This is a genomic window from Streptomyces sp. NBC_00569 (assembly GCF_036345255.1).
Classification (GTDB): domain Bacteria; phylum Actinomycetota; class Actinomycetes; order Streptomycetales; family Streptomycetaceae; genus Streptomyces.
The window spans coordinates 9,601,631-9,623,435 of record NZ_CP107783.1; the positions used below are offsets into that span (position 1 = coordinate 9,601,631).

Annotated in this window: 20 protein-coding genes and 1 pseudogene; 15 read left to right on the forward strand and 6 right to left on the reverse strand. The window is 68.6% G+C overall.

The genetic code is table 11. From position 1 onward, the window contains the following. Window positions 1-21: 21 nt before the first annotated feature. Window positions 22-1,593, reverse strand: a complete 1,572-nt coding sequence (locus tag OHO83_RS43320; protein WP_266680826.1) for an amino acid permease — start codon at window positions 1,591-1,593, stop codon at window positions 22-24. 825 nt (window positions 1,594-2,418) lie between these two features. On the opposite strand from OHO83_RS43320, the gene OHO83_RS43325 reads away from it, so the two are divergent. Then, window positions 2,419-3,642, forward strand: a complete 1,224-nt coding sequence (locus OHO83_RS43325) for a serine hydrolase domain-containing protein (RefSeq protein WP_266680828.1) — start codon at window positions 2,419-2,421, stop codon at window positions 3,640-3,642. A gap of 96 nt (window positions 3,643-3,738) precedes the next feature. Here the strand turns inward: OHO83_RS43325 and OHO83_RS43330 are convergent, their stop codons facing one another. After that, entirely contained in the window at window positions 3,739-4,287 is a 549-nt protein-coding gene (locus OHO83_RS43330; protein WP_266680830.1) for a DUF1062 domain-containing protein, read from the reverse strand. A gap of 255 nt (window positions 4,288-4,542) precedes the next feature. Here OHO83_RS43330 and OHO83_RS43335 point away from each other — a divergent pair, with 255 nt between their 5' ends. From OHO83_RS43335 to OHO83_RS43390, 12 genes and pseudogenes are all read left to right on the forward strand, one after another. Then, on the forward strand, window positions 4,543-5,460 hold the full coding sequence (locus tag OHO83_RS43335) for an NADP-dependent oxidoreductase (protein WP_266680832.1): 918 nt from the start codon (window positions 4,543-4,545) through the stop codon (window positions 5,458-5,460). A 172-nt stretch (window positions 5,461-5,632) separates the two neighbouring features. Then, window positions 5,633-6,034 (forward strand): hypothetical protein, encoded by a 402-nt coding sequence (locus tag OHO83_RS43340; RefSeq protein WP_266680833.1) that lies wholly within the window; start codon window positions 5,633-5,635, stop codon window positions 6,032-6,034. A gap of 373 nt (window positions 6,035-6,407) precedes the next feature. After that, window positions 6,408-7,064: a class I SAM-dependent DNA methyltransferase gene (locus OHO83_RS43345; protein ID WP_266680835.1), complete on the forward strand. Its 657-nt coding sequence runs from the start codon at window positions 6,408-6,410 to the stop codon at window positions 7,062-7,064. Window positions 7,065-7,554: 490 nt separating this feature from the next. Continuing rightward, window positions 7,555-9,354 carry an ATP-binding SpoIIE family protein phosphatase gene (locus tag OHO83_RS43350; RefSeq protein ID WP_323187154.1) on the forward strand — a complete coding sequence of 600 codons (1,800 nt, stop codon included), beginning with the start codon at window positions 7,555-7,557 and terminating at the stop codon, window positions 9,352-9,354. 467 nt (window positions 9,355-9,821) lie between these two features. Continuing rightward, window positions 9,822-11,074, forward strand: a pseudogene (locus tag OHO83_RS43355) (RNA-guided endonuclease InsQ/TnpB family protein). Window positions 11,075-11,155: 81 nt separating this feature from the next. Further along, a complete protein-coding gene (locus OHO83_RS43360) occupies window positions 11,156-11,764 on the forward strand; it encodes a TMEM175 family protein (RefSeq protein WP_266680837.1) in 609 nt (202 codons plus the stop codon). A 76-nt stretch (window positions 11,765-11,840) separates the two neighbouring features. After that, entirely contained in the window at window positions 11,841-13,250 is a 1,410-nt protein-coding gene (locus tag OHO83_RS43365; protein WP_266680839.1) for an alpha/beta hydrolase family protein, read from the forward strand. Window positions 13,251-13,703: 453 nt separating this feature from the next. Next, window positions 13,704-14,543 carry an enoyl-CoA hydratase/isomerase family protein gene (locus OHO83_RS43370; RefSeq protein WP_266680841.1) on the forward strand — a complete coding sequence of 280 codons (840 nt, stop codon included), beginning with the start codon at window positions 13,704-13,706 and terminating at the stop codon, window positions 14,541-14,543. Window positions 14,544-14,673: 130 nt separating this feature from the next. Next, complete coding sequence (locus OHO83_RS43375; RefSeq protein WP_266680843.1) at window positions 14,674-15,129, forward strand: VOC family protein; 456 nt, start codon at window positions 14,674-14,676, stop codon at window positions 15,127-15,129. 163 nt (window positions 15,130-15,292) lie between these two features. Next, a complete protein-coding gene (locus OHO83_RS43380; protein WP_266681779.1) occupies window positions 15,293-16,744 on the forward strand; it encodes an amidase in 1,452 nt (483 codons plus the stop codon). 163 nt (window positions 16,745-16,907) lie between these two features. Further along, window positions 16,908-17,177 (forward strand): hypothetical protein, encoded by a 270-nt coding sequence (locus tag OHO83_RS43385; RefSeq protein ID WP_266680845.1) that lies wholly within the window; start codon window positions 16,908-16,910, stop codon window positions 17,175-17,177. Continuing rightward, window positions 17,174-17,530 carry a DUF4352 domain-containing protein gene (locus tag OHO83_RS43390; protein WP_266680847.1) on the forward strand — a complete coding sequence of 119 codons (357 nt, stop codon included), beginning with the start codon at window positions 17,174-17,176 and terminating at the stop codon, window positions 17,528-17,530. Before OHO83_RS43385 ends, OHO83_RS43390 begins: the two co-directional genes overlap by 4 nt. Here the strand turns inward: OHO83_RS43390 and OHO83_RS43395 are convergent. Further along, a complete protein-coding gene (locus tag OHO83_RS43395) occupies window positions 17,523-17,972 on the reverse strand; it encodes a recombinase family protein (RefSeq protein WP_266681781.1) in 450 nt (149 codons plus the stop codon). The two genes, OHO83_RS43390 and OHO83_RS43395, sit on opposite strands and share 8 nt — an antisense overlap. A 99-nt stretch (window positions 17,973-18,071) precedes the next feature. Continuing rightward, entirely contained in the window at window positions 18,072-19,019 is a 948-nt protein-coding gene (locus OHO83_RS43400) for a LysR family transcriptional regulator (protein ID WP_266680849.1), read from the reverse strand. A 71-nt stretch (window positions 19,020-19,090) separates the two neighbouring features. On the opposite strand from OHO83_RS43400, the gene OHO83_RS43405 reads away from it, so the two are divergent. After that, window positions 19,091-19,825, forward strand: a complete 735-nt coding sequence (locus OHO83_RS43405) for an SDR family oxidoreductase (RefSeq protein WP_266680851.1) — start codon at window positions 19,091-19,093, stop codon at window positions 19,823-19,825. A gap of 186 nt (window positions 19,826-20,011) precedes the next feature. On the opposite strand, the gene OHO83_RS43410 is transcribed toward OHO83_RS43405, so the two are convergent. Together OHO83_RS43410 and OHO83_RS43415 are read right to left on the reverse strand one after the other, a co-directional pair. After that, the gene (locus OHO83_RS43410; RefSeq protein WP_266680853.1) at window positions 20,012-20,185 is read right to left on the reverse strand and encodes a hypothetical protein; all 174 of its coding nucleotides are present in this window, start codon (window positions 20,183-20,185) and stop codon (window positions 20,012-20,014) included. A gap of 292 nt (window positions 20,186-20,477) precedes the next feature. Then, window positions 20,478-20,903, reverse strand: coding sequence for a VOC family protein (locus tag OHO83_RS43415; RefSeq protein WP_266680855.1), 426 nt, complete (start codon window positions 20,901-20,903; stop codon window positions 20,478-20,480). A gap of 97 nt (window positions 20,904-21,000) precedes the next feature. Here OHO83_RS43415 and OHO83_RS43420 point away from each other — a divergent pair, with 97 nt between their 5' ends. Further along, complete coding sequence (locus OHO83_RS43420) at window positions 21,001-21,714, forward strand: hypothetical protein (RefSeq protein WP_266680857.1); 714 nt, start codon at window positions 21,001-21,003, stop codon at window positions 21,712-21,714. Window positions 21,715-21,805: the final 91 nt, after the last annotated feature.

Consider the following 21,805-nt stretch of genomic DNA (forward strand, 5'->3'; position numbering starts at 1 on the left):
CTCGGCCGGGCCCGTGCCCGGTCAGATACGCGCGGCCTCGGCCGGCTCCTCACGGTCCTGACCCCTGACCGCCGGGGCAGCCCCCGCGCGGCCCCGGCACACCGCACCGACGGCCACCGTCGCGCCGACGAACAGGACGGTGAACCACTGGAAGTACCAGTGGCCTCCTGCCGGGTCGTACACCTGGGCGCGCGGCCAGGACAGATTGACCGTCATGAACAGCCCGTAGACGACCGCGAGCACATTGACGGGCAGACCCCAGCGCCCGAGGGAGAACAGTGGCCTGCCCATCTCGTCACGGTCTCCGGAATCCGTCGCCGGCCACTGGCCCTTGAGCCGGCGGAACAGCATCGGCACAGTCACCCCCGCGTACGCGAGATACAGCATCGCGATGCATGTGGTGCCGATGGCCACGAACGCCTCCGGGGAAGCAAGGTTGAGCAGGGCGAGCGCCGCGGCCGGTCCGCCCACCACCAGTGCCGGGACGAAGGGCATGCCCGTGCGCGGCGAGACCTTCGCCAGCCGTGCGGAGAAGGGCAGCATCCCGTCGCGCGCCATCGAGAACAGCATCCGGCTGCCGGCGGTCTGGATGGCGAGCGTGGCCACGGAGATGGCCACCGCCACGTCCGCGAGGAGCACCTTGCCCACGCCGTCGCCCAGGCTGCTGGTGAGGACGTAGCTCAACCCCTCGGTGGAGAGGCGGCCGTCGGTGAGGCTGGGGGCTGCGAGAAGACCGCCGAGCAGCAACAGGCCGCCCAGGGCACCCGCTGTGGCGAGAGCACTGAGGATGGTGCGGGGAGCGGTGCGACGGGGGTTGTGGGTCTCCTCGCTCATCTCGCCCGCACTGTCGAAGCCGATGAGGACGTATGCCGCGGTGAACGAGCCCACCAGCAGTGCCGCCACGGTGCCGTCCTGGCCACCCGTCCTCAACGTCACGCCGGCACCACGCTCGACGTGGGTGAACAGCAGCACGACGATGAGGATCGCGCCGATGATCTCGGCGGTGACGCCGATCCGGTTGACGGCCGACATGACGCGGTTGTCGAGCACGTTCACGGCCGTGGTCAGCGCCAGCAGGACGAGAGCCAGGAGGGCCGCGTTGGCCGCCCCGGTCGCCGTGGTGGGCGCCGGGTCGCCGTCGACGAGCTGGAACCCGGACCAGATCGGGGGCAGGACGACCTGCAGCGCGAGTGCCGCGGCGGCGACCACGACCACTTGACCGATCACCATGATCCAGCCCGTGAACCAGCCGAAGGCCGGGCGGCTCAGCCGGGTCGACCACTGGAAGATCGCCCCGGAGATGGGGTAACGGGCGGCGAGTTCGGCGAAGCACGCGGCGACCAGCAGTTGGCCGATGAGTACGGCCGGCCAGGTCCAGAAGAACAGCGGCCCGCCGAAGGAGTAGCCCAGGGAGAAGAACTGGAAGACCGTGGTCAGGACGGAGATGAAGGAGAACCCGGCGGCGAAGGACGCGTACCGTCCCATCTGCCGCCGTAGCTCCTGGCGGTAGCCGAAGGTGGCCAGCGTGCCGTCGTCCGTGAGGCCGGGCGGCGGAGGGGGAGGCGGTGTTGTGGAATCTGTGGTCACGGTCATGGCGGTCCCCTGTCGCGGAGGCGTGATCCTGCGGAATTCCTGTCGTCCGACAGAAATTAGGGACCACCCGTTTCTGCGGGGTGTCGCAGCCGTGTCCGCTCCGTTAGTGACTCCTCTCCGTGGCGGGATGCCGCTCGGAGGCGGGCGATCGAGCCCGGCCACGCCATGTGGGGCACCATTCCTGGTTTGTCTCAGGGGGTGGTGGGTCCGAGGGGCGCCGAGCGCGGCACCAGAGACCATCGGTGAAGCCGGTGTGATCACGGACGTACGCGACCGCGACCGACAGCGGCCCGCCCTTCCGGTATCCGTGCCGGAGAGGCGGGCCGTTCGACGTCCGCGGACAGTCGCGGAACGTCCGGTTTCGTCATGGTGGGGGCCGTCGGCGTCGCCGACGCGCTCGGCGACGTCGGCCGCGATGCCGCCGACCGCCTCCGGCGCGGTGGCGGTGCCCGTTCCCTCGGAGACGCGGACGCAGACGCAGAAGCCGTACAGGTGCGGGCCGACGATGTTGGAGTGCTTCGTCGGCAACTGTCCAAATCCCAGGACAACTTGCCACGGCAATCAGGGCACCGCCTCAGCCCACTCCCTCTAGTATCAGCGCGTGATTCCTGGGGGAAGGTCGGCAAGTGTGAGTGGGGAATTGGCGGGGCGGCTGCTGCGGTTGCGTGGTCCTGCCCGGCCATCCGGGGTTCGCCGCCGGGATCGCCGAGATCGGGCTTCGGGTCCGCATGGCACGTGATCCGCGGCAAGTGCTTGATGTGATCGCCCACCGGCTCGGCTGCTGACCACCCGCTCTCTCATTCTCAGTCAAAGGAGCACTCCACCATGTCCAACCGCGGCTTCTCCAAGGCAGGGCTGCACAGGGTGCACGACGTGCTGGCCCGGCATGTCGACTCAGGGAAGATTCCCGGGGTGGTCGCCCTCTTCAGCAAGGGTGACGAGACGCATGTCGAGACGATCGGGACGATGCGTCACGACGGCGGCGCACCGATGCGCCGCGACACGATCTTCCGGATGGCCTCGACGTCCAAGCCGGTCTCGATCGCGGCGGCGATGGTCCTGCTCGACGAGTGCAGGCTGCGCCTCGACGACCCGGTGGAGCGCTGGCTGCCGGAACTCGCCGACCGTCAGGTGCTGAAACGGCTCGACGGCCCGCTGGACGAGACAGTGCCGGCCCGGCGGCCGATCACCGTACGGGACGTGCTGACCTCCACGTTCGGGCTCGGCATGGATATGACCGTGATCGGCACTCCGATCATGAACGCGGTCTTCGAGCAGGGGATCACCCCCAACATGCCGACGCCGATGCCCGAGCAGGACGAGTGGATGCGCCGTCTCGGCTCCCTCCCGTTGATGCACCAGCCCGGCGAGCGCTGGCAGTACCAGATCAGCAGCGACCTGGTCGGCGTGCTCGTCTCCAGGGTCACGGGCCAGTCGTTCGAGTCGTTCCTGCGCGAGCGGATCTTCGAGCCGCTGGGCATGAAGGACACCGGCTTCCATGTGCCCGGGGACCAGCTCGACCGGCTGCCGCCCCTGTACGCCCCCGACCCGGGGACCGGAGAGTTCCAGGTGTGGGACGAGGCCGCGACGGGGCGCCACAGCACGCCTCCGGCGTTCCAGGGCGGCGGCGGTGGCCTGAACTCCACCGCCGACGACTACCACGCCTACTTCCGCATGCTGCTGAACCACGGGATGCACGAGGGCGAGCGGATCCTGTCCCGGGCCGCCGTCGAGCTGATGACCACCAACCGGCTCTCGCCCGAACAGCAGGCCGCCCGGCACGAGTTGGCCGTCAACAACGTCCATGTGTCCTTCGGCCAAGGGCAGCACGGCGGCTGGGGCTTCGGCATGGCGGTGCGTACCTATCGCGGTGACTACGCGCCCATCGGCCAGTTCGGCTGGGACGGCGGAAGCGGCGCCTCGACGTACGCCGACCCGGTCAACGGGCTCACCGGGATCCTGCTCACCCAGGTCGGAGCGTCCGTCCCGGATCCGGTGCATCTCATGCTCGACTTCTGGACGACGCTCTACCAGGCGATCGACGACTGACGCCGCCCACTCACCGTCAGCCGGGGTGACGAGGCTCAGGTGATCCAGGGCCTGTCCGGCGCAACGTGCCGGACAGGCCCTGGTCTTGAGGAGAGCTCAGCGTTTGAGCGTGAAGGTGAAGTCGCCGGAGAGCCTGCCGCTCAGCCGGACTGCCGACACGAGCTTCCCCTCCGCGATCAGTCTCTCGACCTCGCCCCGCGAAAGACCGCAACCTTCAGCGATCAGTCGCACCGGCCGGACAGGGATCCGCGCCGCGAAGCGGACCGAGACGTCGATCACCTCGAGGTCCAGGTGATCCGATCCGCCGGTGTCGAGGCGCCAGGCATTGTCCCAGTCGAGGGCGATGCGATTACGGCGCTGCACGACCGGATCCTGGAGCAACTCGGCCGCCAGACCACGGTCGTTGTCATGCATCCGGTCCAGCATCTCAGGTCGTACGGAGCGCACATGCGCGCGCTCCAGAACCGAGAGTTTTGCCGTGTCCCCGCAAGCAGTACAGAGCACGAGGAGCCAGGCGTCGAGGAGCTTGTGGTGTGCGTTGACGCGGAATTTGCCGTTCGCCCTGAAGCGCTCGGACGCGCAGGTGTGGCAACGGCGAAGGACGAGCGGCAGGCAGGTGGGCATGACCACCCAGCTATTGAGCACAGAAGTACACCGGTTTCAGTGAGAAGTCCGCAGCAAGAAGCAGCGCGGCGCAACAAGCGCGACGCGCGACGAATCAGCACTCGGGGGGTCTCACACGGTGTACAACGGGACGTCCTTGCCTGGGCGACTTGGTCCGGCAGCACAGTAATGGTGGACAGCGACGCTGTTCCACTGGTTTTCGAACACCTCACCGCCAGACTCCGTCCGGCGGAACACGGAGCAAGCCGCAGCCGGGGAAAGGGGGGCGATCCCGTCATGAAGGCAGTGCGGTTCCATGAGTACGGCGAGATCGATGTGCTGCGGGTGGAGGAGGTGGAGCGCCCGGCGCCCGGCCCCGGGCAGGTGCTGGTAGAGGTCCGCGCGACCGGGATCCAGCCCGGCGAGGTGATGATCCGCAAGGGCGCGCGGCACGAACGCCGGCCGGCCGCGTTCCCCTCCGGGCAGGGCAGTGACCTGGCCGGCGTCGTGGTGGAGATCGGCGTACAGGTGCGCGGCTTAGCGGTGGGCGATGAGGTCCTGGGCTTCACCCATGGCAGAGCGAGCCAAGCGGAGTTCGTCGTGGTCGACGATGTGAACGTGGTCTCCCGTCCGAAGGAGCTGCCCTGGGACGTGGCCGGGGCCCTGTACGTGGCTGGCACGACCGCGTACGCCACCGTGTTCGCGGTGGACCCGGGACCGGCCGACACGGTCGTGGTGTCCGGTGCGACAGGTGGCGTCGGGTCGCTTGCCGTGCAGCTCGCCCGGCGGCGCGGTGCCACGGTGATCGGGCTGGCGAGCGAGCGGAACCATGCCTGGCTGAAGGACCGTGGTGTCGTCCCGGTCGAGTACGGGGAAGGCGCCGCCGAGCGGATCCGGCAGGCCGCCGGCGGGAACGTCGACGCGTTCATCGACACGTTCGGCGACGGCTATGTGGACCTGGCTGTGGAGCTGGGCGTGCGGCCCGAGCGCATCAACACGATCCGCGACTGGCAGGCTGCGGCCAGGGTCGGCGCGCGGACCTACGGAGAAGGCTCGGCGGCATGCGCGGTCGTGCTCGGCGAGCTGGCCCGGCTCGCAGCATGCGGGGAGTTGGAGGTGCCGATCGCCCGCACCTACCCGCTGGAGCGCGTGCGAGACGCGTTCCGCGAGCTGGAACGTGGGCACACCCACGGAAAGGTCGTGCTCCGTCCATAGCACCGGGCGGCCGAGGCGAGCATCGAGCAGATACCCCCAAAGCATCAACGCAGTGTCCCCGCCGACGTCCAGATGACTGTCCGTCAAGTGGCCGCCGGCAGGGAAAGCAGCGCAGGTCACCACCGCAACAAGCGTCAGGAGCAGCGAGCGGCTGCTGCTAGATTCGTCCGCCATGCGATCACGTGAGTACGACCTTGACTTCCGCGACCGGGCCAGTCGGATACGCGCCTGGGGTGTCGGCCTGTTGGCCTTGGCGGCGCTTCTGTGGACATGGTGTGCCGTGCTGCTCCTCTTCCCGTACCAGGTCGATGAGGAGCCGGGCGACCGATACCCCCGCGAGTGCGAATCACGGTTGCTGACGGAGCGCGGTACCGCCAACGAAGGCCTGCAGAACGGTGATTGGTGTCAGAACGAACGTGACTGGCCCGAGGCGCTGGCCGTACTCGGGTTGTCCATGCCGGTGTCGGCCGCCGGCGTGGCACTGTTCACGAGCGGCAGCCTGAGCAGACGCATGAGCGCCCACGCCGAGGCGATGCGTGAGCTGGACAAGATCGCCGACTCGCGGAAGGCATAGCCTCCGCTGTCGGCAGAACCTGCAACTCGGCTTTGAACGGGGCCTTCGCGCGAGGCGGGCTCAGCGCCGGTAGCGGCTGCGCTAGAGGCAGTCCGACGGATAGTCCTTCGCCGACGCGCGCTTGTCGAGGCACATGCGGACGATCGCGGCTTCACGGCGTGCGGACGCCAGCTCGGTGAAGGTGATTCCTTCGCCGGCATCGCATGCGCCGGTGAGGCCGGGCCGGACCCCAGTTCATGTCGCTCGGAGTCGAGAGGGTGCGCGGCGATTCCCGGTGCGGGTCGCCACCACCATGTCGGCATCTGTAAAGCCTCAGCGGCGGCGTTGGAAGCGGTCTGTCACGCCGCTGGATGCCTTGGGTAGCGTTCGGTCGGTGGAACTGGGACCGAACACAGATGACTGGCTGGCAGATACGCGGACGTCTTATGACACCGTGGCTTCGAGTTACGCAGAGCTGACACGTCACCTCTTGGACGAGACACCCGAAGAACGCGCGGTCCTGGCTCGGTTCGCCGACCTGGTGCGTGTCCGAGGCGGCGGGCCGGTCGTGGACGTGGGGTGCGGGACGGGCAGGATCACGGGTCACCTGCGGAAGCTGGAACTGGACGCGTTCGGCATCGATCTGTCACCGGGAATGATCGATGCGGCCCGTCGTGATCACCCTGGTGTGCGGTTCGATCTCGGCTCGATGACGGATCTCGACTTGGCTGATGCCTCGGTAGCCGGTCTGGTCGCCTGGTACTCACTGATCCACATTCCGGACGGCGAGATCGGCTCGGTTCTCACACACTTCCGTCGGGTGCTTCGGCCGGGCGCGCCGCTCCTGCTCAGCTTCCATGTCGGCGACGAGTCGACATGGAAGACCGAGGGTTATGGCGGGCATCCGATGAGGGTCTATGTCCATCGGCGGCAGCATGACCGGATGATCGAGTGGCTCGGCGAAGCCGGCTTCGCCGTCGAGACGCACAAGACCCTCACCTCCGCCGAGAGCAGGCTGGGAGGCGTCATCCTCGCGCGTCGTCAGCCCTGAGCCGCTCCGCCGCCGCCCTGACGACGTCTGCAGGGTCGAACGGCCTGTCGTCGTACGGCCCGGTGTGGGGAAGCCGGCGCATGGGCCCGCGCAGCCCCGGGAGATCGGTGTGCGGGCTCGGGCGATGCTCGCGGACTGCGTCGGTGCACCGGACGTGTGCAGGTCCCGCCGTACTCCAGATGGAGCAGAGCGCGCTGTCGGCCTGCCGTCCCGGGTGGGCAGAAGCACCCGGCGATGTCCTCAAGGTCTGGCCCTTCCCGCGGCTCAGATCCAGGAGAGGGCCGACTCACCGCAGCCATGACCGAACACCGCGACAACAGGGTCGAGGCTGTGCCCGTCGGCATTCGTCCCGCCGCTTCGCAGCCGTCCATGCGTTCGACGCGGATCGGGAGGTCGCAGGGCGCCGGGACGTGAGAGTGGGCAGGCGAGGCAGGGCTGATCAACGGAACATGGGGGGAGCGGGAAGGCAGAGTGCGCCGAGCAGACGGGAGTGCCGCAGGTGGGTGGCGGGCGCGAGCACGGCAATTCCGAGGAGTACGAAGTCGAGATGCGTCAGGTCGCGACTCTCAACCGTTTGGCGGGCCCGACCCTCGACGGGTCAGGCAACGTGTCCGAGCGGATGCGCCACCGCGGAGCCGACCTGCTCGTGACGGGGAACTCCCTGGCCCGGGCCACATCCCTCGGGGAGGCGCTGACCCTGATCTCCCAGCTGGCCGACGCCACCCTGCCGCTGTGCGGTCAGGCGGTGTTCCGGGCGGACCGCGAGTTCCTGAAGTGCGTGGGCCAGGTCGGCTTCCGCGACGGCGAGGGCGACGCGCTGCGACTGCCCCTGGGCACGATCCACCCGGCCGCGCAGGTGGCCCGGACCGGGCGCCCCGTCTTCCTGGCCTCCCCGCAGGAGTATCGCGATCGCTTCCCGTCCGCCTGGCAGCTCGACGGACAGACGGGGTGTGAGGCCTGGGCCTTCCTGCCCCTGACGACGTACAGCCAGCTCACCGGCGTATGGATGGCGGCCTTCGACGCCCCGGTACAGATGGCCGACGGTTTCGGCCCCTTGCTGGTGACCATGGCCCGTTTGCTCAGCCAGAGCATCGAGCAGTCGTACGACGGCCAGGCGGACCGCGCGCTCTCCCAGGGGCTGCGCAGCAGCATGAGCCGGATCGCCCCCGGTGTCGACGGCCTCACCGTGGCCGCCCGGTACGTGCCCACCGGCGGGGGACTCATGGTCGGCGGTGACTGGTTCGACAGCATTCTCCTGCCCAACGGGCGCCTCGGAGTGGTGATCGGCGATGTCCAGGGTCACGATGTGCAGGCCGCCGGGCTGATGTCGCAACTGCGCACCGCCATCCACGCCTACGCCGCCGAGGGCCACGGCCCGGACGCCGTTCTGGTACGCGCGTCCCGCTTCCTGACGTCACTGGGCGAAGGCCGCTTCGCCACCTGTATCTACCTGGAGGCCGATCCCGCCACCGGCATCCTGCGCATCGCCCGGGCCGGGCACCCGCATCCCGTGCTGCGCCTGCCCGACGGCACCTGTCTGCTGAAGCACGTGCGGGGCGGCCTGCCCCTCGGGCTCGACCTCGGGGAGGACGACTACCCGGTCAGCGTCGTCTCCCTGCGCGAGAACGAGATCCTCATGCTCTGCACGGACGGTCTCATCGAGTCCGGCGGCCACGACATGTACTCCGGTTGGCTCCGTGTGCGCAACGCGCTCACCCCAGGCGGTCCTGAAGATCTCGACAGCCTGGCCGACCGGCTTCTGAGCGCGGTCGTGGCTCCGGCCCCCGCACAGGCGGGAGACCAGCCCGGTGCCTCCTTCACGGAGGACGACATCGCGATGCTGCTCCTGCGCCGAGACCCGTCGGATGTGCATGCGAACCGGACCGGGAGGCACCTGCGCTTCACCCTCGAACAGGATCAGGCCCAGGGCCTCGCCGACGCACGGATCGAATTCCAGGGCCTGCTCCACGACTGGGGGCGGCCGGAGCAGGTCGACACGGTCCTCCTGCTCGTCTCCGAACTCCTCGGGAACGTACTGATCCACACCGAACATGCCGCCGTCCTCCGGGCCGAAATCAGCGGCGCCGCCCAAGGCCGGCGACGACTGCGCGTGGAGGTCACCGACCGCAGCGACGAGGTCCCGCACCGGCGCGCCCCCGGAGAACTCTCCTCCTCCGGTCGCGGCCTCGTCCTGCTCGACGTGTTGGCGCACCGGTGGAACATCCGCCCCGAACCGGAGGGGAAGACGGTCTGGTTCGAAATCGACGAGGAGGGCCCGGAGGAGCCCTGACCCGCGGCCGGTCGAGCGACTCCGCTCATGTCTCCGCCACGTCCGTGAGCCGTGCGGTCACCCGCACCGGCGGCGACGAGGCCGGGCCGGCTCACGACGACGGGGCGCTCGCTGAGGGGCGCGGCGAGATCCCGGAGCGGCCGACCCCGGTGACGCGAGCGGAGCGCGCCCCTGTTGCCGGTCTCCGAAAGGAATCGCCGCGCTGCTCATGTTCCGCTGTTGCTTCAGGGCTCAATGAAGCAGCGGGCGCAGGGATCCGGCGAGCGGCCGACAGAGATTTTCAGCGTGCTCTTGCGAGGAACCCCGGGGGGTTCACCCCCGGGAGGAATCGCTTCCGGTGACGGCGATGCTCCGCATCGCCGCGGCAACGGGCGCGGAGCGCCCGCAAGAAACCGGGCCGGAGTGCCCGGTGAGGAATGTGCGTTGTTCGAATGCCGGTATATCGGGAGGCAGGTAACGTCGCGGTCGTGAAGTTGACGGTGCAGGTGAAACTTCTGCCGACGCCCGTGCAGGCCGCGGCACTTGAGGCAACCCTGCACGCCTGCAACGAGGCCTCGACCTGGGTGTCCTCAGTGGCATTCGAAAGAGACGTAAACGCAATTTCGCCCTGCGCGAGCACACCTACACGGCGGTCAAGGACCGATGGGGGCTCGGAGCTCAGGCCTCCCAGCACGTCATCAAGAAGACCAGCGACGCCTACATCACGCTCAAGGCGAACCTGAAGGCAGGAAACCTCGGCAAACCTGGCTCGCAGCGTTACCGGCGGGCGGTCGAGAAACCGATCGCGTTCCGGCCGGAGGGCGCGCAGCCGTATGACGATCGGATGCTGTCCTGGCAGCACACCGAGCGCACGGTGTCGATCTGGACGCTGTCGGGCCGGATGAAAGAGGTGGCGTTCACCGCCTCGCCCGAACATGTGGCGCGTTTGGCCCTGTATCGCAAGGGCGAGTCCGATCTGCTGTACCGCGACGGCATGTGGTTCCTGATCGCCACCTGCGAGGTCCCCGAGGCCGAACTCAACACCAGCGTCACCCAGTTCCTGGGGATCGATCTGGGGATCGTGAATATCGCGACCACCTCGGACGGTCGGATCATGGCCGGACGCCGGCTCAACCGCGGACGCCTGCGCGAACGTACCCTGCGTCAGAAACTCCAGCGTAAGAACACTCCGTCCGCCAGACGGCGCCTGAAGAAGCGCAGGCGTAAGGAGTCGCGGCGGGTGAAGGACATCAATCACAAGATCGCGAAACATGTGGTGGCCGAGGCAGAACGCACCGGACGCGGAATCGCCCTCGAGGATCTGACGGGCATCCGCGCGCGGGTACGGCTTCGCAAGCCCCAACGGGCCACCCACGCCAGCTGGAGCTTCGCCCAGCTCGGCCAGTTCATCGCGTACAAGGCCCGCAGAGCGGGGGTACCGGTGGTGCACGTGGATCCGGCGTACACCTTCCGCACCTGCGCCGAATGCGGGCACATTGACAAGGCGAACCGGGCCAGTCAGGCCCGCTTCGCATGCCGGTCCTGCGGTGTCGTTGCACACGCGGACTGGAACGGCTCCCGCAACATCCGCCACCGCGCGGAACAGTTGTGGCGACGCGGGGCGCAGTCAACCGCCCCAGACCCACCCCCGAACACCGAGCGTGGGACAGGACGCAAACGCAGCACCACAGCCAGTGGCGCCCGTTGCGCAAGCCCGGGACTTTCAGTCCCCGGTCGTTGACGCAGTGCACGAATATGGGCTGGCGGACGACACGTGCCTCGTTGGGCTCCGCCTGGGGAGGGGGGTGCTACGACAGGTGTCATGAACGAACGTGAAGGGCGGCCATGCGGCCAACGCGAGGTGGATCTTGTATCGAAGGACAGGATGCTCGCTCTCACCGACGGCGTGGTGGCCATCGCCATGACGTTGCTCGTGCTGGACATCAAGCTGCCCGAGGGGCTTCGCGGGGCGGAGCTGCACCAGGCACTGGAGGAAGTCCAGTCCCAGGCGGGCGCCTTCCTGCTGAGTGCGGTGGTGATCGCGTTGTTCTGGCGGGCCCACCACGCGGCGCTGCGGGACGCGGGGCCGCTCGACTCCTACCTGTTCTGGCTCAACGTGGCATTCCTGTTGCTGTTGTCGTCGATTCCTTTTCCCACCAGGGTTCTTGAGGACTACGGCGACCAGTTCCTCGGTCCCGGTCTGTACGGGGCCGTCATCGGCACGGCCGCGCTGGTGCTCTATGCGATGGAACTGCGCACCAGCCGCATTGCCGGCCTGTCCTGGCGCCGTGTCCCACTCCCTGCTCAAGCCGTCGTGTTTCTGATCTCGGTGGGGATCGCACGAGTCTCGCCCGTCGTCGCGATCTACAGCTGGGCCGCCGCCGTGCCCCTCTCCATGGCGGCCGACCGGATCGCGGCACGGGGTCGCTGACCGGATGTTCCAGTCGGGGGAACGAGCTGTGTCGTGCCGGGTGGTGCAGGCGGCGGGGGCCATACGGTCGGCTGGCATGACGCACGCATCGCAGGACGCATCCCACCTGAGCCGGCGCACCGCGCTCACCGGGCTCGTCGGTGGGGCCGGGGTCGCGCTGGCCGCCGGTTGCACCTCCTCGAACGGAACCTCCGCACAAGGGGTCGCGCCCAGGCCCACGGCGTCGGCCACCGGCTCGGCTTCGGGTGCCACGCCCGGGGTGATGACTCTGTTCCGGGACCCGGCGTTCAACTTCAATGGCCTCCTGGCCCTCGGCGGCGCCGGGTTCGGCAGCAGCGAGGTGGGCGAGGTGCTCACCGCCGTGAACACGATCAACAAGGCCGGCCTCTCCGCCCAGACGTACGTCGCGACCTTCAAGAAGCTCGGCGACCAGTTGATGGGAGCGCCTCAGGGCAGCAAGCCCGACCGGCAGACCACGCGCCTGCGCGCTCTGCGGGCGGCGCAGTACTACGCCCAGGCTCTGTTCTTCGTCCTCGGCTCCGACACCCCGGACAGCGAGGAACAGCTGTACAAGGCCGGGCGCGGCGCCTGGGACAAATTCTGCGAACTGTGCGACCCGGCGCCGGTGACGGCGGACATCCCCTACGGGAAGACCCCGCTGCCGGTGTGGTTCTTCCGCCCCGACGACTCGGGCAAGCAGCGCCGCACCGTGATCCTCACCAACGGCAGCGACGGACAGAACGTCGACATGTGGACGTACGGCGTTTCGGCCGCCCTGGAGCGTGACTGGAACGCCCTCGTGTACGACGGGCCGGGCCAGGGGCAATTGCTCTTTGTGGACCGGGTGGTTTTCACACCGCGGTGGGAGACGGTGGTCACGCCGCTCGTCGACTGGCTGGTCGCCCGTTCCGACGTGGACGCCGACAGGATCGCCCTGACCGGGCTCAGCATGGCGGGCAACCTCGCCCCCCGGGCCGCGGCCTTCGAGAAACGCATCGCAGCCCTGGTGGCGATGCCCGGATGCCTGGAACCCTGGCTGGGATTCCCGCCGGAGATCCGGAAGATCCTCACCCCGAACAAGACGCAGACCAACGACATCTGGAACAAAGAGGTCGTCCCCGAGCTGCCCGCGGCCGCTGCCGCGACGATGAAGAAGCGCTTCGAGCCCTTCTCCGTCCCGGCGATGCTCGGCGCCCGCGAGGGAAAGGTCTTCACGGACTTCTACACCCCCGCCAAAGGCATCGAGTCACTGGCCATCACGAGCGTGCTGGGCCGCATCACGATGCCCACCCTGGTCCTTGACTACGAGGACGAGCAGTTCTATCCCGGACAGCCGCGGACGATGTTCGACAAGCTGACGTCCCCCAAGGACTACGTGAAGCTCACGGCGGCCACCGGCGCGCAGCTGCACTGTTCCCCGATGGCCCCGCAGCAGCACTGCGACGTGGTCTTCGACTGGCTGCAGGAGACGCTGCCGGGACGCTGAGCCAGGTTCCAGCCACCGCTCATTCGACGTCGTTCCACCGATGACGCGGGGAGACAGCGACGCCACGGTGACGCACGGACGCACGGCTCGGTATCGAAGGTCGAGGCCGACACCACACGGTGTGCGGTGGTGACCATGAGGCGGGACCAGTGCGAAGTCCGATCCGGCAAACGGCATCCGGTGACAGCCGTTGAGGTCACGTGCCTGACCAGTCGGAGTCGTTACTGCGCGTGCGTCGTGCCTGGCGCGCCTGGCCGTCCTCCAGAACCGCACGAGTGGATGATCGGGGGAGTGGCAGGGGACGCCTGCGCCGGGTGGCGTCGAGGCCACTGCCTGACCGTGTGGAGCGGCTGTAAGGGAGTGGCCGTATCGGTGGTGCTGCGACGTGAGGATCACCAGCCCTGACATCCGGGTTTGCCGCCGGGCCGCGATGAGCGCCGACAGGAAGAGGACATGACCGCCTCGTACGAAACCATCAGCACACGGCTGGACGGCAACGTCCTGTCCGCCACCTTCAACGCCCCACCGATCAACCTCATCGGTCCCGAGCTCGTACGCGATCTGGTGGAACTGATCGAGGAGCTCTCCCGACCGGCGGCCGCACGAGTGGTGGTCTTCGACAGTGCGGATCCCGACTTCTTCTTCCCGCACGTAGACCTGACCAAAGTGCCCGAGTACACCGCTGAAGCAGCGAAGGCCGGCGGTCCCGGCGACGCCTCCCTGGGGATGCTGTTCCGCAGGCTCAGTGGGCTTCCGGCCGTCACCATCGCCAAGGTGCGTGGCCGGGCACGGGGAGCGGGCAGCGAGTTCCTCCTCGCCTGCGACATGCGCTTCGCCTCCCGGGAGAACGCGGTCCTGTGCCAGCCCGAAGTCGGCATCGGCACCCCGCCCGGCGCGGGAGCGATCCAGCACCTGACCCGTCTGCTGGGCCGGGGCCGAGCGCTCGAAGCCGTACTGACATCGGCCGACTTCGATGCCGAACTCGCCGAACGCTACGGATGGATCAACCGCGCGGTGCCCGACGCCGAGCTGGACGAGTTCGTTGCCGGCCTTGCCGCGCGCATGGGCAAATTCCCGCGGGACGCACTGATGGCCGCCAAATCAGCCGTCAACGCCATCAGCCTGGCAACTCCCGCCGACGTACGCGCAGATGCCGCCCTGTTCCAGCAACTCGTTCGGAGCGAGGCAGCACAGCAACGCACGGCAGAACTTTTCAAGCAGGGCCTCCAGACCCGTGGCCGTACCGAAGTCGACCTCGCGGACGCGCTGGGCGACTTGAAGGCCGTCGACTGATGCAGATGACGGAACCGTGCGCCTGACCCGTGGGGGGTGCGGCGCACAAGGTGAGCGGCTGCGAGCATGCGTCCTTCCAGTCGGTGGCCGGTCCCGCATGAGTGTCAGACGTGTCTGTCAGGCTCCGGGTATGGAGATGACGCTGCAACTGACGATCGACTGCACCGACGTACAGAGGCTGGTGGTGTTCTGGAGCGAGGCTCTGGGATACGTGGCCGAACCTCCGCCTGGCGGCCATGCCACCTGGCGGGAGTATTGGGCAGCCGCGGGGGTGCCCGAGGAGGAGTTGCCTGTCGGCGCGGGTGATACCCCGGAGTCGATCGTCGATCCCGCCGGACGAGGGCCGCGGGTGTGGTTCCAGCAGGTTCCGGAACTCAAGGCCTGCAAGAACCGACTGCACCTCGATCTGAAGGTCGGCGGCGGGCGCGACGTCCCGCTGGCGATCCGCACGCAGCGAGTCACCTCCACAGTGCAGAGACTGGTCGAAGCCGGTGCCAGCGTGCTTCGGACCGCGGACGAGCCGGACATGGGGCACTACGCCGTCGTTCTGCAGGACCCGGAAGGCAACGAGTTCTGCGTTGTCTAGGAGTCGTCGGTGGACTCGCTGCGCGACGCGGCCGTCGCCAACTGTCGCCGGCGGATGATCTGTTGTTTGTGGCCGGAGGAACACAGTGAAGGCCGAGGGTATTCAACTCGTTGCGTGCAGCGGCATTTTGTGGCCCCATCAACCGGTCGATACGGTCGATTTCATGGACTGGAACTTTCGGACGGCCGAGGATCTCCTGGCCGCTTTGCGTGCTGGTGAAGTGACTTCGGTGGAGCTGACCGACGAGGCGATCGCACGTATCGAGCGGGATGACAAGGAGATCAACGCGGTCTGTGTGCCGGATTTCGACGGCGCGCGGGCGGCCGCACGCGATGCCGACCAGGCGCGCGCTCGGGGTGAGGACCGACCGTTGCTTGGTCTTCCGGTGACGGTCAAGGAGTCCTTCAACATCGCTGGGGTGCCCACGTCTTGGGGCATGCCGGAGCACGGGGACTTCGTGCCGGCCGACGATGCGGTGCAGGTGTCGCGGATCAAGGACGCAGGGGCGGTGGTGCTCGGAAAGACCAATGTGCCTTTTGGACTGCAAGATGTGCAGAGCTTCAATGCGATGTACGGAACCACCAATAACCCGTGGGATCACGGTCGCACGTCGGGTGGTTCCTCCGGTGGTTCTGCGGCGGCCCTGGCGTCCGGTTTCGGCGTGCTGTCCATCGGCTCCGACCTCGCCGGTTCCTTGCGCACCCCCGCTCATTTCTGTGGCGTCTACGCGCACAAGCCGACGCTCGGGCTGGCGGCGACCCGCGGCATGGTCCCGCCGCACGCGCCGGCGCTGCCGACCGACCATGACCTGGCCGTCGTCGGCCCTATGGCGCGCACGGCCCGCGACCTCGCGCTCCTGCTCGACGTCATGGCCGGACCGGACCCGCTGACGCTCGGCATGGCGCACGACCTGACGCTGCCGCCCGCGCGCCGCGAGAGGCTCTGCGACTTCCGGGTCCTGGTCCTCGATGAGCATCCGTTCATTCCGACCGGGTCCGCTGTGCGGGCGGGAGTGAACCGGGTGGCCGACGCACTCGTCGACAGCGGCGCCCGCGTCGAACGGCACAGTGCGCTGCTGCCCGATCTGACCGAAGCCGCCACCATCTACACGCAGTTGCTGTTCTCGAGCTCCGTCGCACGTTTTCCCGTCGAGGAGTACGAGCAGCTGCGGACCCGTGCCGCCGGGCTGAGCGCGGACGACCAGAGCCTCGATGGGGCGCGGTTGCGCGGCATGGTGCTCAGCCACCGTGACTGGATCGAGGTGAACAGCCGGCGCGAACTCCACCGCCACGGCTGGCGACGGCTCTTCGCCGAGTTCGACGTCGTGGTGTGCCCCATCACGCCCACGCCCGCGTTCCCGCACGACCACAACCCCGATCCGAGGGAACGCCGGATCGACATCGACGGCGTCGAGTACCCGTACTTCGACCAGCTCGTCTGGGCCGGTCTGGCCACCATGCCCGGTCTGCCCGCCACCGCCGCACCGGCGGGCCGGTCTCCCGAGGGTCTGCCGGTGGGAGTGCAGCTCATCGGCCCGATGTTCGAGGACCGCACTCCGCTGCGGCTGGCCGAACTGCTCGAGGAGCAGATCGGGGGCTTCCAGGTACCGAGGTAGCCGTGCGCCCTTGTCTCCGCGGGCCGGACTCTCCGCAGGAATCCCGGCCAATTTGATGCCGTTCGGTTACGCAATAGGCGGTCCGTGGAGGCTACTTCGTACAAGGATTCTGGGCATCGCCCCCCTGGCGGTTCAACGGAATCTGCATGTGCGGGGGAACTTCATGCGCCGTTCCATCGCGGCCGCCGCGGCGGCCGCCACACTCATCGCCACCCTTGTGGCATGCGGCGGCTCGGACGGGGGCGGCGACGCTGCCGGGCCCACACAGAACACCGGCTCCGGCGCCACGGCGGAGCCCGGCGGCGAGCAGTCAGCCGACGCGACGCCCAGCAGCTCGCAGTCGCCGGTCGGCAAGCTCGGCGACACCCTCAGGCTGGAGGGACTGGCCGACAACCTGGACACGCGGGCACGGTTCAGGCCGACATCACGTTGAAGAGGTACGAGGACCACGCCCAGCCGTCGCTCGACATCTTCGCGCCGTCCGACGGCAATCGCCTCGTCGCAGTGGAGTTCACGATCGTCAACACCGGCACCGGCACCTACAGCGACCTCGCGAACCAGGGGACGAAGGTCATCGACTCGACCGGTCAGGAGCACGCCGCCAAACCCGGCGACCCCACCGTCGGCGAGTCCATGGGCGTCAATATTCTCCTGCGGCCGGGCAAGCAGACCACGGGCTGGGTGATCGTCGACGTGCCCAAGGACGCCAAGATCACCGCCGTGACGTATCAGATGGACGCGACCGGGGTCGACAAGGAGCGCACGGGCACGTGGAACCTCAACTAGGCAGTCGGCCTGCGCTGAGCTGGTTCGGAACGCGGCCGGAGGCGCGTAGTTCCTGTAGGTCGGGGATGTGGTTGTAGAGGGTGCCGGGGCTGACGCCGAGGAGCATGGCGATCGAGGTGATCGAGTTCTCGGGGTTGGGGAGCAGGTCGCGGGCGGTGCGGATGGTCTCGGGGGTGGCGACGGTGGGTCGGCCGCCGACACGGCCGCGGGCGCGTTCGGCGTCCAGGCCTTCGCGGGTACCGGAGACGATGAGCTCGCGGTTGAACTCGGCGAGGGCGACGAAGACGTGGACGACGAGACGGCCGCCGGGGGTGGTGGTGTCCAGGCGTTCGTGCGGAGAGCAGAAGCCGATCTCGCGGCGGCGGAGTTCGCCGCCCATGTCGACCAGGTCCTTGAGGGACCGGCCGTAGCGGTCGAGCGCGGGGACGAGGCGGCATGCGATGGCGGTGGCGGGTGAGGGGGTGCCGGCCTTTCTTCACGCTGGGGGTTGTCTGAAATTGGTCCTGTGGTGATCGTCATGGGAAGGGGCGAGTGCCCCTGGTCAGTAGGCCAGTGCGGTCATGTGGTCGGGGTGGTGGGCGGCGACGTCGTGGGCTGCTTGGACGAAGGCGGCGACGGCTGCGGATCGCGAGGTCTCCGGCCAGGCGACCAAGACCGCGCTGGGGCTGAGGCCGGTGACCGGCCGGTATGCGATGTCCGGGCGCTGGTGCTGCTTGGTGGTGGAGCGTGACAGGAACGCCACCGCCTGGCCCAGCGCGACCACTTCCAGGAGTTGCTCGACGCTGGCCACGAGCGGCCCCTCAGGAGTGTCGGCCGGCGCCAAGCCTGTGTGGCCATCGCCTGCTTCCGCTCCGTCGCATCCTGCGTAGTAGGCGGTGGTGGAGGGGGCGGCCCCTTTCCAGCGTGGGATCGGTTCGCCCTTGAGGTCGGCCAGCCGCAGTCGCCGGCGTCCGGCCAGGCGGTGCGCGGCGGGGAGAACGGCCAGTCGCGGCTCGACCACGAGCGTCTGGGAATCCAGCCCTTGACCGTCGAACGGGCTGCGCAGCAGCGCTACATCGGCACGGCCGTCCCGCAGCATGGCGATCGGCTCTCCGCTGCCGCCGACGACGACTTCAGGCGGCGGCAGATGCGAACCCGTTCCCCGGTAGGCGGCGAGGATCTCCCGCAGCAGCCCGGCATCGCCTCCCGGCTTGACCGCCACGACGAGCTGGGGTGTCGGCTGACCGGCCCGGCGTGCACGCCGGGCCGCCGCGTGCACCGCGTCGACCGCGATCCGGGCCTGGTCGAGCAGCACCTGACCGGCGGTGGTCAGCCTCGCCTGCCGGGTGGTGCGCTCCAGCAGGCGTACACCGAGCCGGGACTCCATCTGAGCGATCGCCTTCGACAGCGGGGGCTGCGCCATCCCCAGGCGCTGCGCGGCCCGGCTGAAGTTCAGTTCCTCGGCGACCGCGATGAAGTACCTCAGCTCCCGCACCTCTAGCTCACTCATATCTGTGGACTATAGATCCAGAGACTTCTGGTCTTTCCCTCCCGCCCGTGGGCGAGGGGAGGCTGGGTGCCATGACGACTTCGCAGAAGACTGCTCTGATCACCGGCGCGAACAAGGGCATCGGCAAGGAAACGGCGCGCAGGCTCGCAGCCCTCGGCATCACCGTGCTGATCGGCGCCCGCAACGCCGAGCGCGGCGAGGCGGCGGCCGAGGAGCTTCGCGCCGACGGCGCCGACGTACGGTTCGTACCGCTGGACGTCACCGACGAGATCTCGGTCCAGGCCGCCGCCCAGCACATCGACGCCACGTTCGGCCGCCTCGACATCCTCGTCAACAACGCCGCGATCGCCGCCGGACCGCAAAAACCGAGTGAAACCCCAGCCGCCACCGTCCGGCAGGTCTACGAGACCAACGTGTTCGGCGTCATCGCGGTGACCCACGCCATGCTCCCCCTGCTCCGCCGCTCCGCCGCCGCACGCATCGTCAACATGTCCAGCGAACTCGGATCCCTCACCCACCTGGCCGACCCGGGAAGCCCGTGGTCCGCCTACTCCTCGATTCTCCTCCCTTACTGCACATCGAAGAGCGCGCTGAACGCGATCACCGTGCTCTACGCCAATGAACTGCGCGCCGAAGGGATCCGGGTCAGCGCGGTGAGTCCCGGCTACTGCGCGACCGACCTCAACCGCCACACCGGGATACGCACGGCGGAGGCGGGCGCGGCCGTGGCGGTTGACCTGGCGACTGCGGGCGAGGACGGCCCGACGGGCGCCTTTCTGGCCGAGGACGGGCCGATTCCCTGGTGAGACCATGCCGCGCCGTCTCCGCCCGAAGCCTGCCGGGGTGTTCTCAACCTCCGCCGTGACGATCACTGGCCTCTTGTGTGGCGCCCATCCCCATGGGGTTTACTGGTAGTTGGTGGGCGCACAGGCCAAGACGGGCACGAGGTGATCACTCATCTCGCGGAGTCAGGTCAAGGGCTGGGCCGCGGGTCAGCCGGTGATTTCCATCGCGGTTGTGTGCTCGTCGTGTTCACGCGACATGCGCATGACGGAGGCGGGTGAGGGGTGCCGGCCTTTCTTCGTGCCGGTGGTGATGACGAGGCGTGTGGCGATGTCGCGCAGGCTCATCTCCTGTTCGCGCAGGTGGAGGGCCATGGACAGCATCGACTCGTCGGTGACGCCCGCGCCACCGGTCGTCTCGCTTGCGGACGAACTCGTGGCCCTCCAGGGTGCGGTCGCGGATGTACTCGCGCTCCATGCCCGACATCGCGGCCAGCGCCGTGAACACGATCCCGGACGGGTCGTGCGAACCCTTGAGTTCGCCTGCGAGGAACTCCAGCCCGGCACCGCCCGCCTTCACAACCTCGCCCTTGCGGCCAACTCCCGCCCCATACGGGCCCATCTGCGACGAAGGCCAGAGGGAGACGGCTCCCCACCCTGCCGTCTCGGAGGATTCTCAGTCGAGACAGAACTCGTTGCCCTCGATGTCCTGCATGACGATGCACGAGTCGTTCTCGTCAAGCAACAGCTGCACGCGTACCGCGCCGAGCGGGACCAGGCGTGCGCACTCGGCCTCGAGTGCGGCGAGGCGCTCTTCCCCCACGAGTCCGGTGCCGACCCGCACGTCGAGATGCACCCGATTCTTGACGACCTTGCCCTCGGGAACCCGCTGAAAGAACAGTCGCGGGCCCACACCTGACGGGTCGCTGCAGGCGCACCATGAACCCTGATCCTCAGGCGGCCGCGAGCGATCGAAATCGTCCCAGGTGTCGAACCCCTTCGGCGGCGACACGACGTACCCCAACACCTCGCACCAGAACCGAGCGACGCGCTCAGGTTCTGCGCAGTCGAAGGTGACTTGGAACTGCCTGATCGATGACATCGGCGCACCATAGCAGGGGGACTGTGCTGCTCATCTCCCTTTAGTGCAGGCGAAAACCGTTCGCCGGTCCGGGCCGGACGCGTCATGATCAGCACTCGTGACCACGCCGAAGCAGCTCCTGATCGCGGCCGCCGCCCGCAACAACGCCGAGTGGTGTGCAGCGATGGGCCGATCGCACGGCATGGCCGGCGAGTTCGCACCCCAAGCATGGGCCGCTCCGGCTCGCACGCCGCTCTACTACCCCGACGCGGTGACACTGGTGCCGAGTGCCGACCCGGGCGCGCTGGTGGCCCGGATCGACACCGTGGCACCCGGCGCCTCCGTCAAGGACAGTTTCGCCGACCTCGACTTGACCGAGGCCGGCTTTGAGGTGCTGTTCGAGGCGCAGTGGATACACCGCCCAGCGAGTGCCCCCGTGCTCACTCCGGACCTTGACTGGCACGTGGTGGGCGCCCCGGACACGCTGCGTACGTGGGCCCTCGCCTGGGACGACGGAGACGGCGATGCGGACCTCTTCCGGCCCGAACTGCTCGACGACCCGGCGGTCTTCGTGCTCGCCGGGCAGTCCGCCGGCGGCCGAGTGGTCGCCGGGGCGGTGGCCAGCCGCAGCGGCCACGTCGTCGGAATCTCCAACGTCTTCGCGCGGGACGGCGGCCCTGACAGAGCCTGGCCGGTCGTGCTGGGCGCCGTGCACCGGCTGTTCCCCACCCTCCCCGTAGTCGGCTACGAGCAGGGCGACGACCTGGCGGCCGCCGTCCGCCATGGCTTCGAGCCCGTGGGCCCGCTGCGGATCTGGCAGCACAGCTCCTAGACGTACCGGCTCCGCGACAGCCCGCGCCCCTCCTTTCGCAATCCCCACGGGGACGTGTGGGCGGAGCTGTCGGCGCACAGGCGGCGATCGG

Bases quoted from the DNA above. Each gene is read 5' to 3' on its own strand.
- OHO83_RS43405 (WP_266680851.1), top strand. From the start codon at position 19,091: ATGACGACTTCGCAGAAGACTGCTCTGATCACCGGCGCGAACAAGGGC.
- OHO83_RS43410 (WP_266680853.1), bottom strand. From the start codon at position 20,185: ATGCTGTCCATGGCCCTCCACCTGCGCGAACAGGAGATGAGCCTGCGC.
- OHO83_RS43380 (WP_266681779.1), top strand. From the start codon at position 15,293: ATGGACTGGAACTTTCGGACGGCCGAGGATCTCCTGGCCGCTTTGCGT.
- OHO83_RS43365 (WP_266680839.1), top strand. From the start codon at position 11,841: ATGACGCACGCATCGCAGGACGCATCCCACCTGAGCCGGCGCACCGCG.
- OHO83_RS43335 (WP_266680832.1), top strand. From the start codon at position 4,543: ATGAAGGCAGTGCGGTTCCATGAGTACGGCGAGATCGATGTGCTGCGG.
- OHO83_RS43385 (WP_266680845.1), top strand. From the start codon at position 16,908: ATGCGCCGTTCCATCGCGGCCGCCGCGGCGGCCGCCACACTCATCGCC.
- OHO83_RS43370 (WP_266680841.1), top strand. From the start codon at position 13,704: ATGACCGCCTCGTACGAAACCATCAGCACACGGCTGGACGGCAACGTC.
- OHO83_RS43325 (WP_266680828.1), top strand. From the start codon at position 2,419: ATGTCCAACCGCGGCTTCTCCAAGGCAGGGCTGCACAGGGTGCACGAC.
- OHO83_RS43340 (WP_266680833.1), top strand. From the start codon at position 5,633: ATGCGATCACGTGAGTACGACCTTGACTTCCGCGACCGGGCCAGTCGG.
- OHO83_RS43415 (WP_266680855.1), bottom strand. From the start codon at position 20,903: ATGTCATCGATCAGGCAGTTCCAAGTCACCTTCGACTGCGCAGAACCT.
- OHO83_RS43375 (WP_266680843.1), top strand. From the start codon at position 14,674: ATGGAGATGACGCTGCAACTGACGATCGACTGCACCGACGTACAGAGG.
- OHO83_RS43360 (WP_266680837.1), top strand. From the start codon at position 11,156: ATGAACGAACGTGAAGGGCGGCCATGCGGCCAACGCGAGGTGGATCTT.
- OHO83_RS43320 (WP_266680826.1), bottom strand. From the start codon at position 1,593: ATGACCGTGACCACAGATTCCACAACACCGCCTCCCCCTCCGCCGCCC.
- OHO83_RS43400 (WP_266680849.1), bottom strand. From the start codon at position 19,019: ATGAGTGAGCTAGAGGTGCGGGAGCTGAGGTACTTCATCGCGGTCGCC.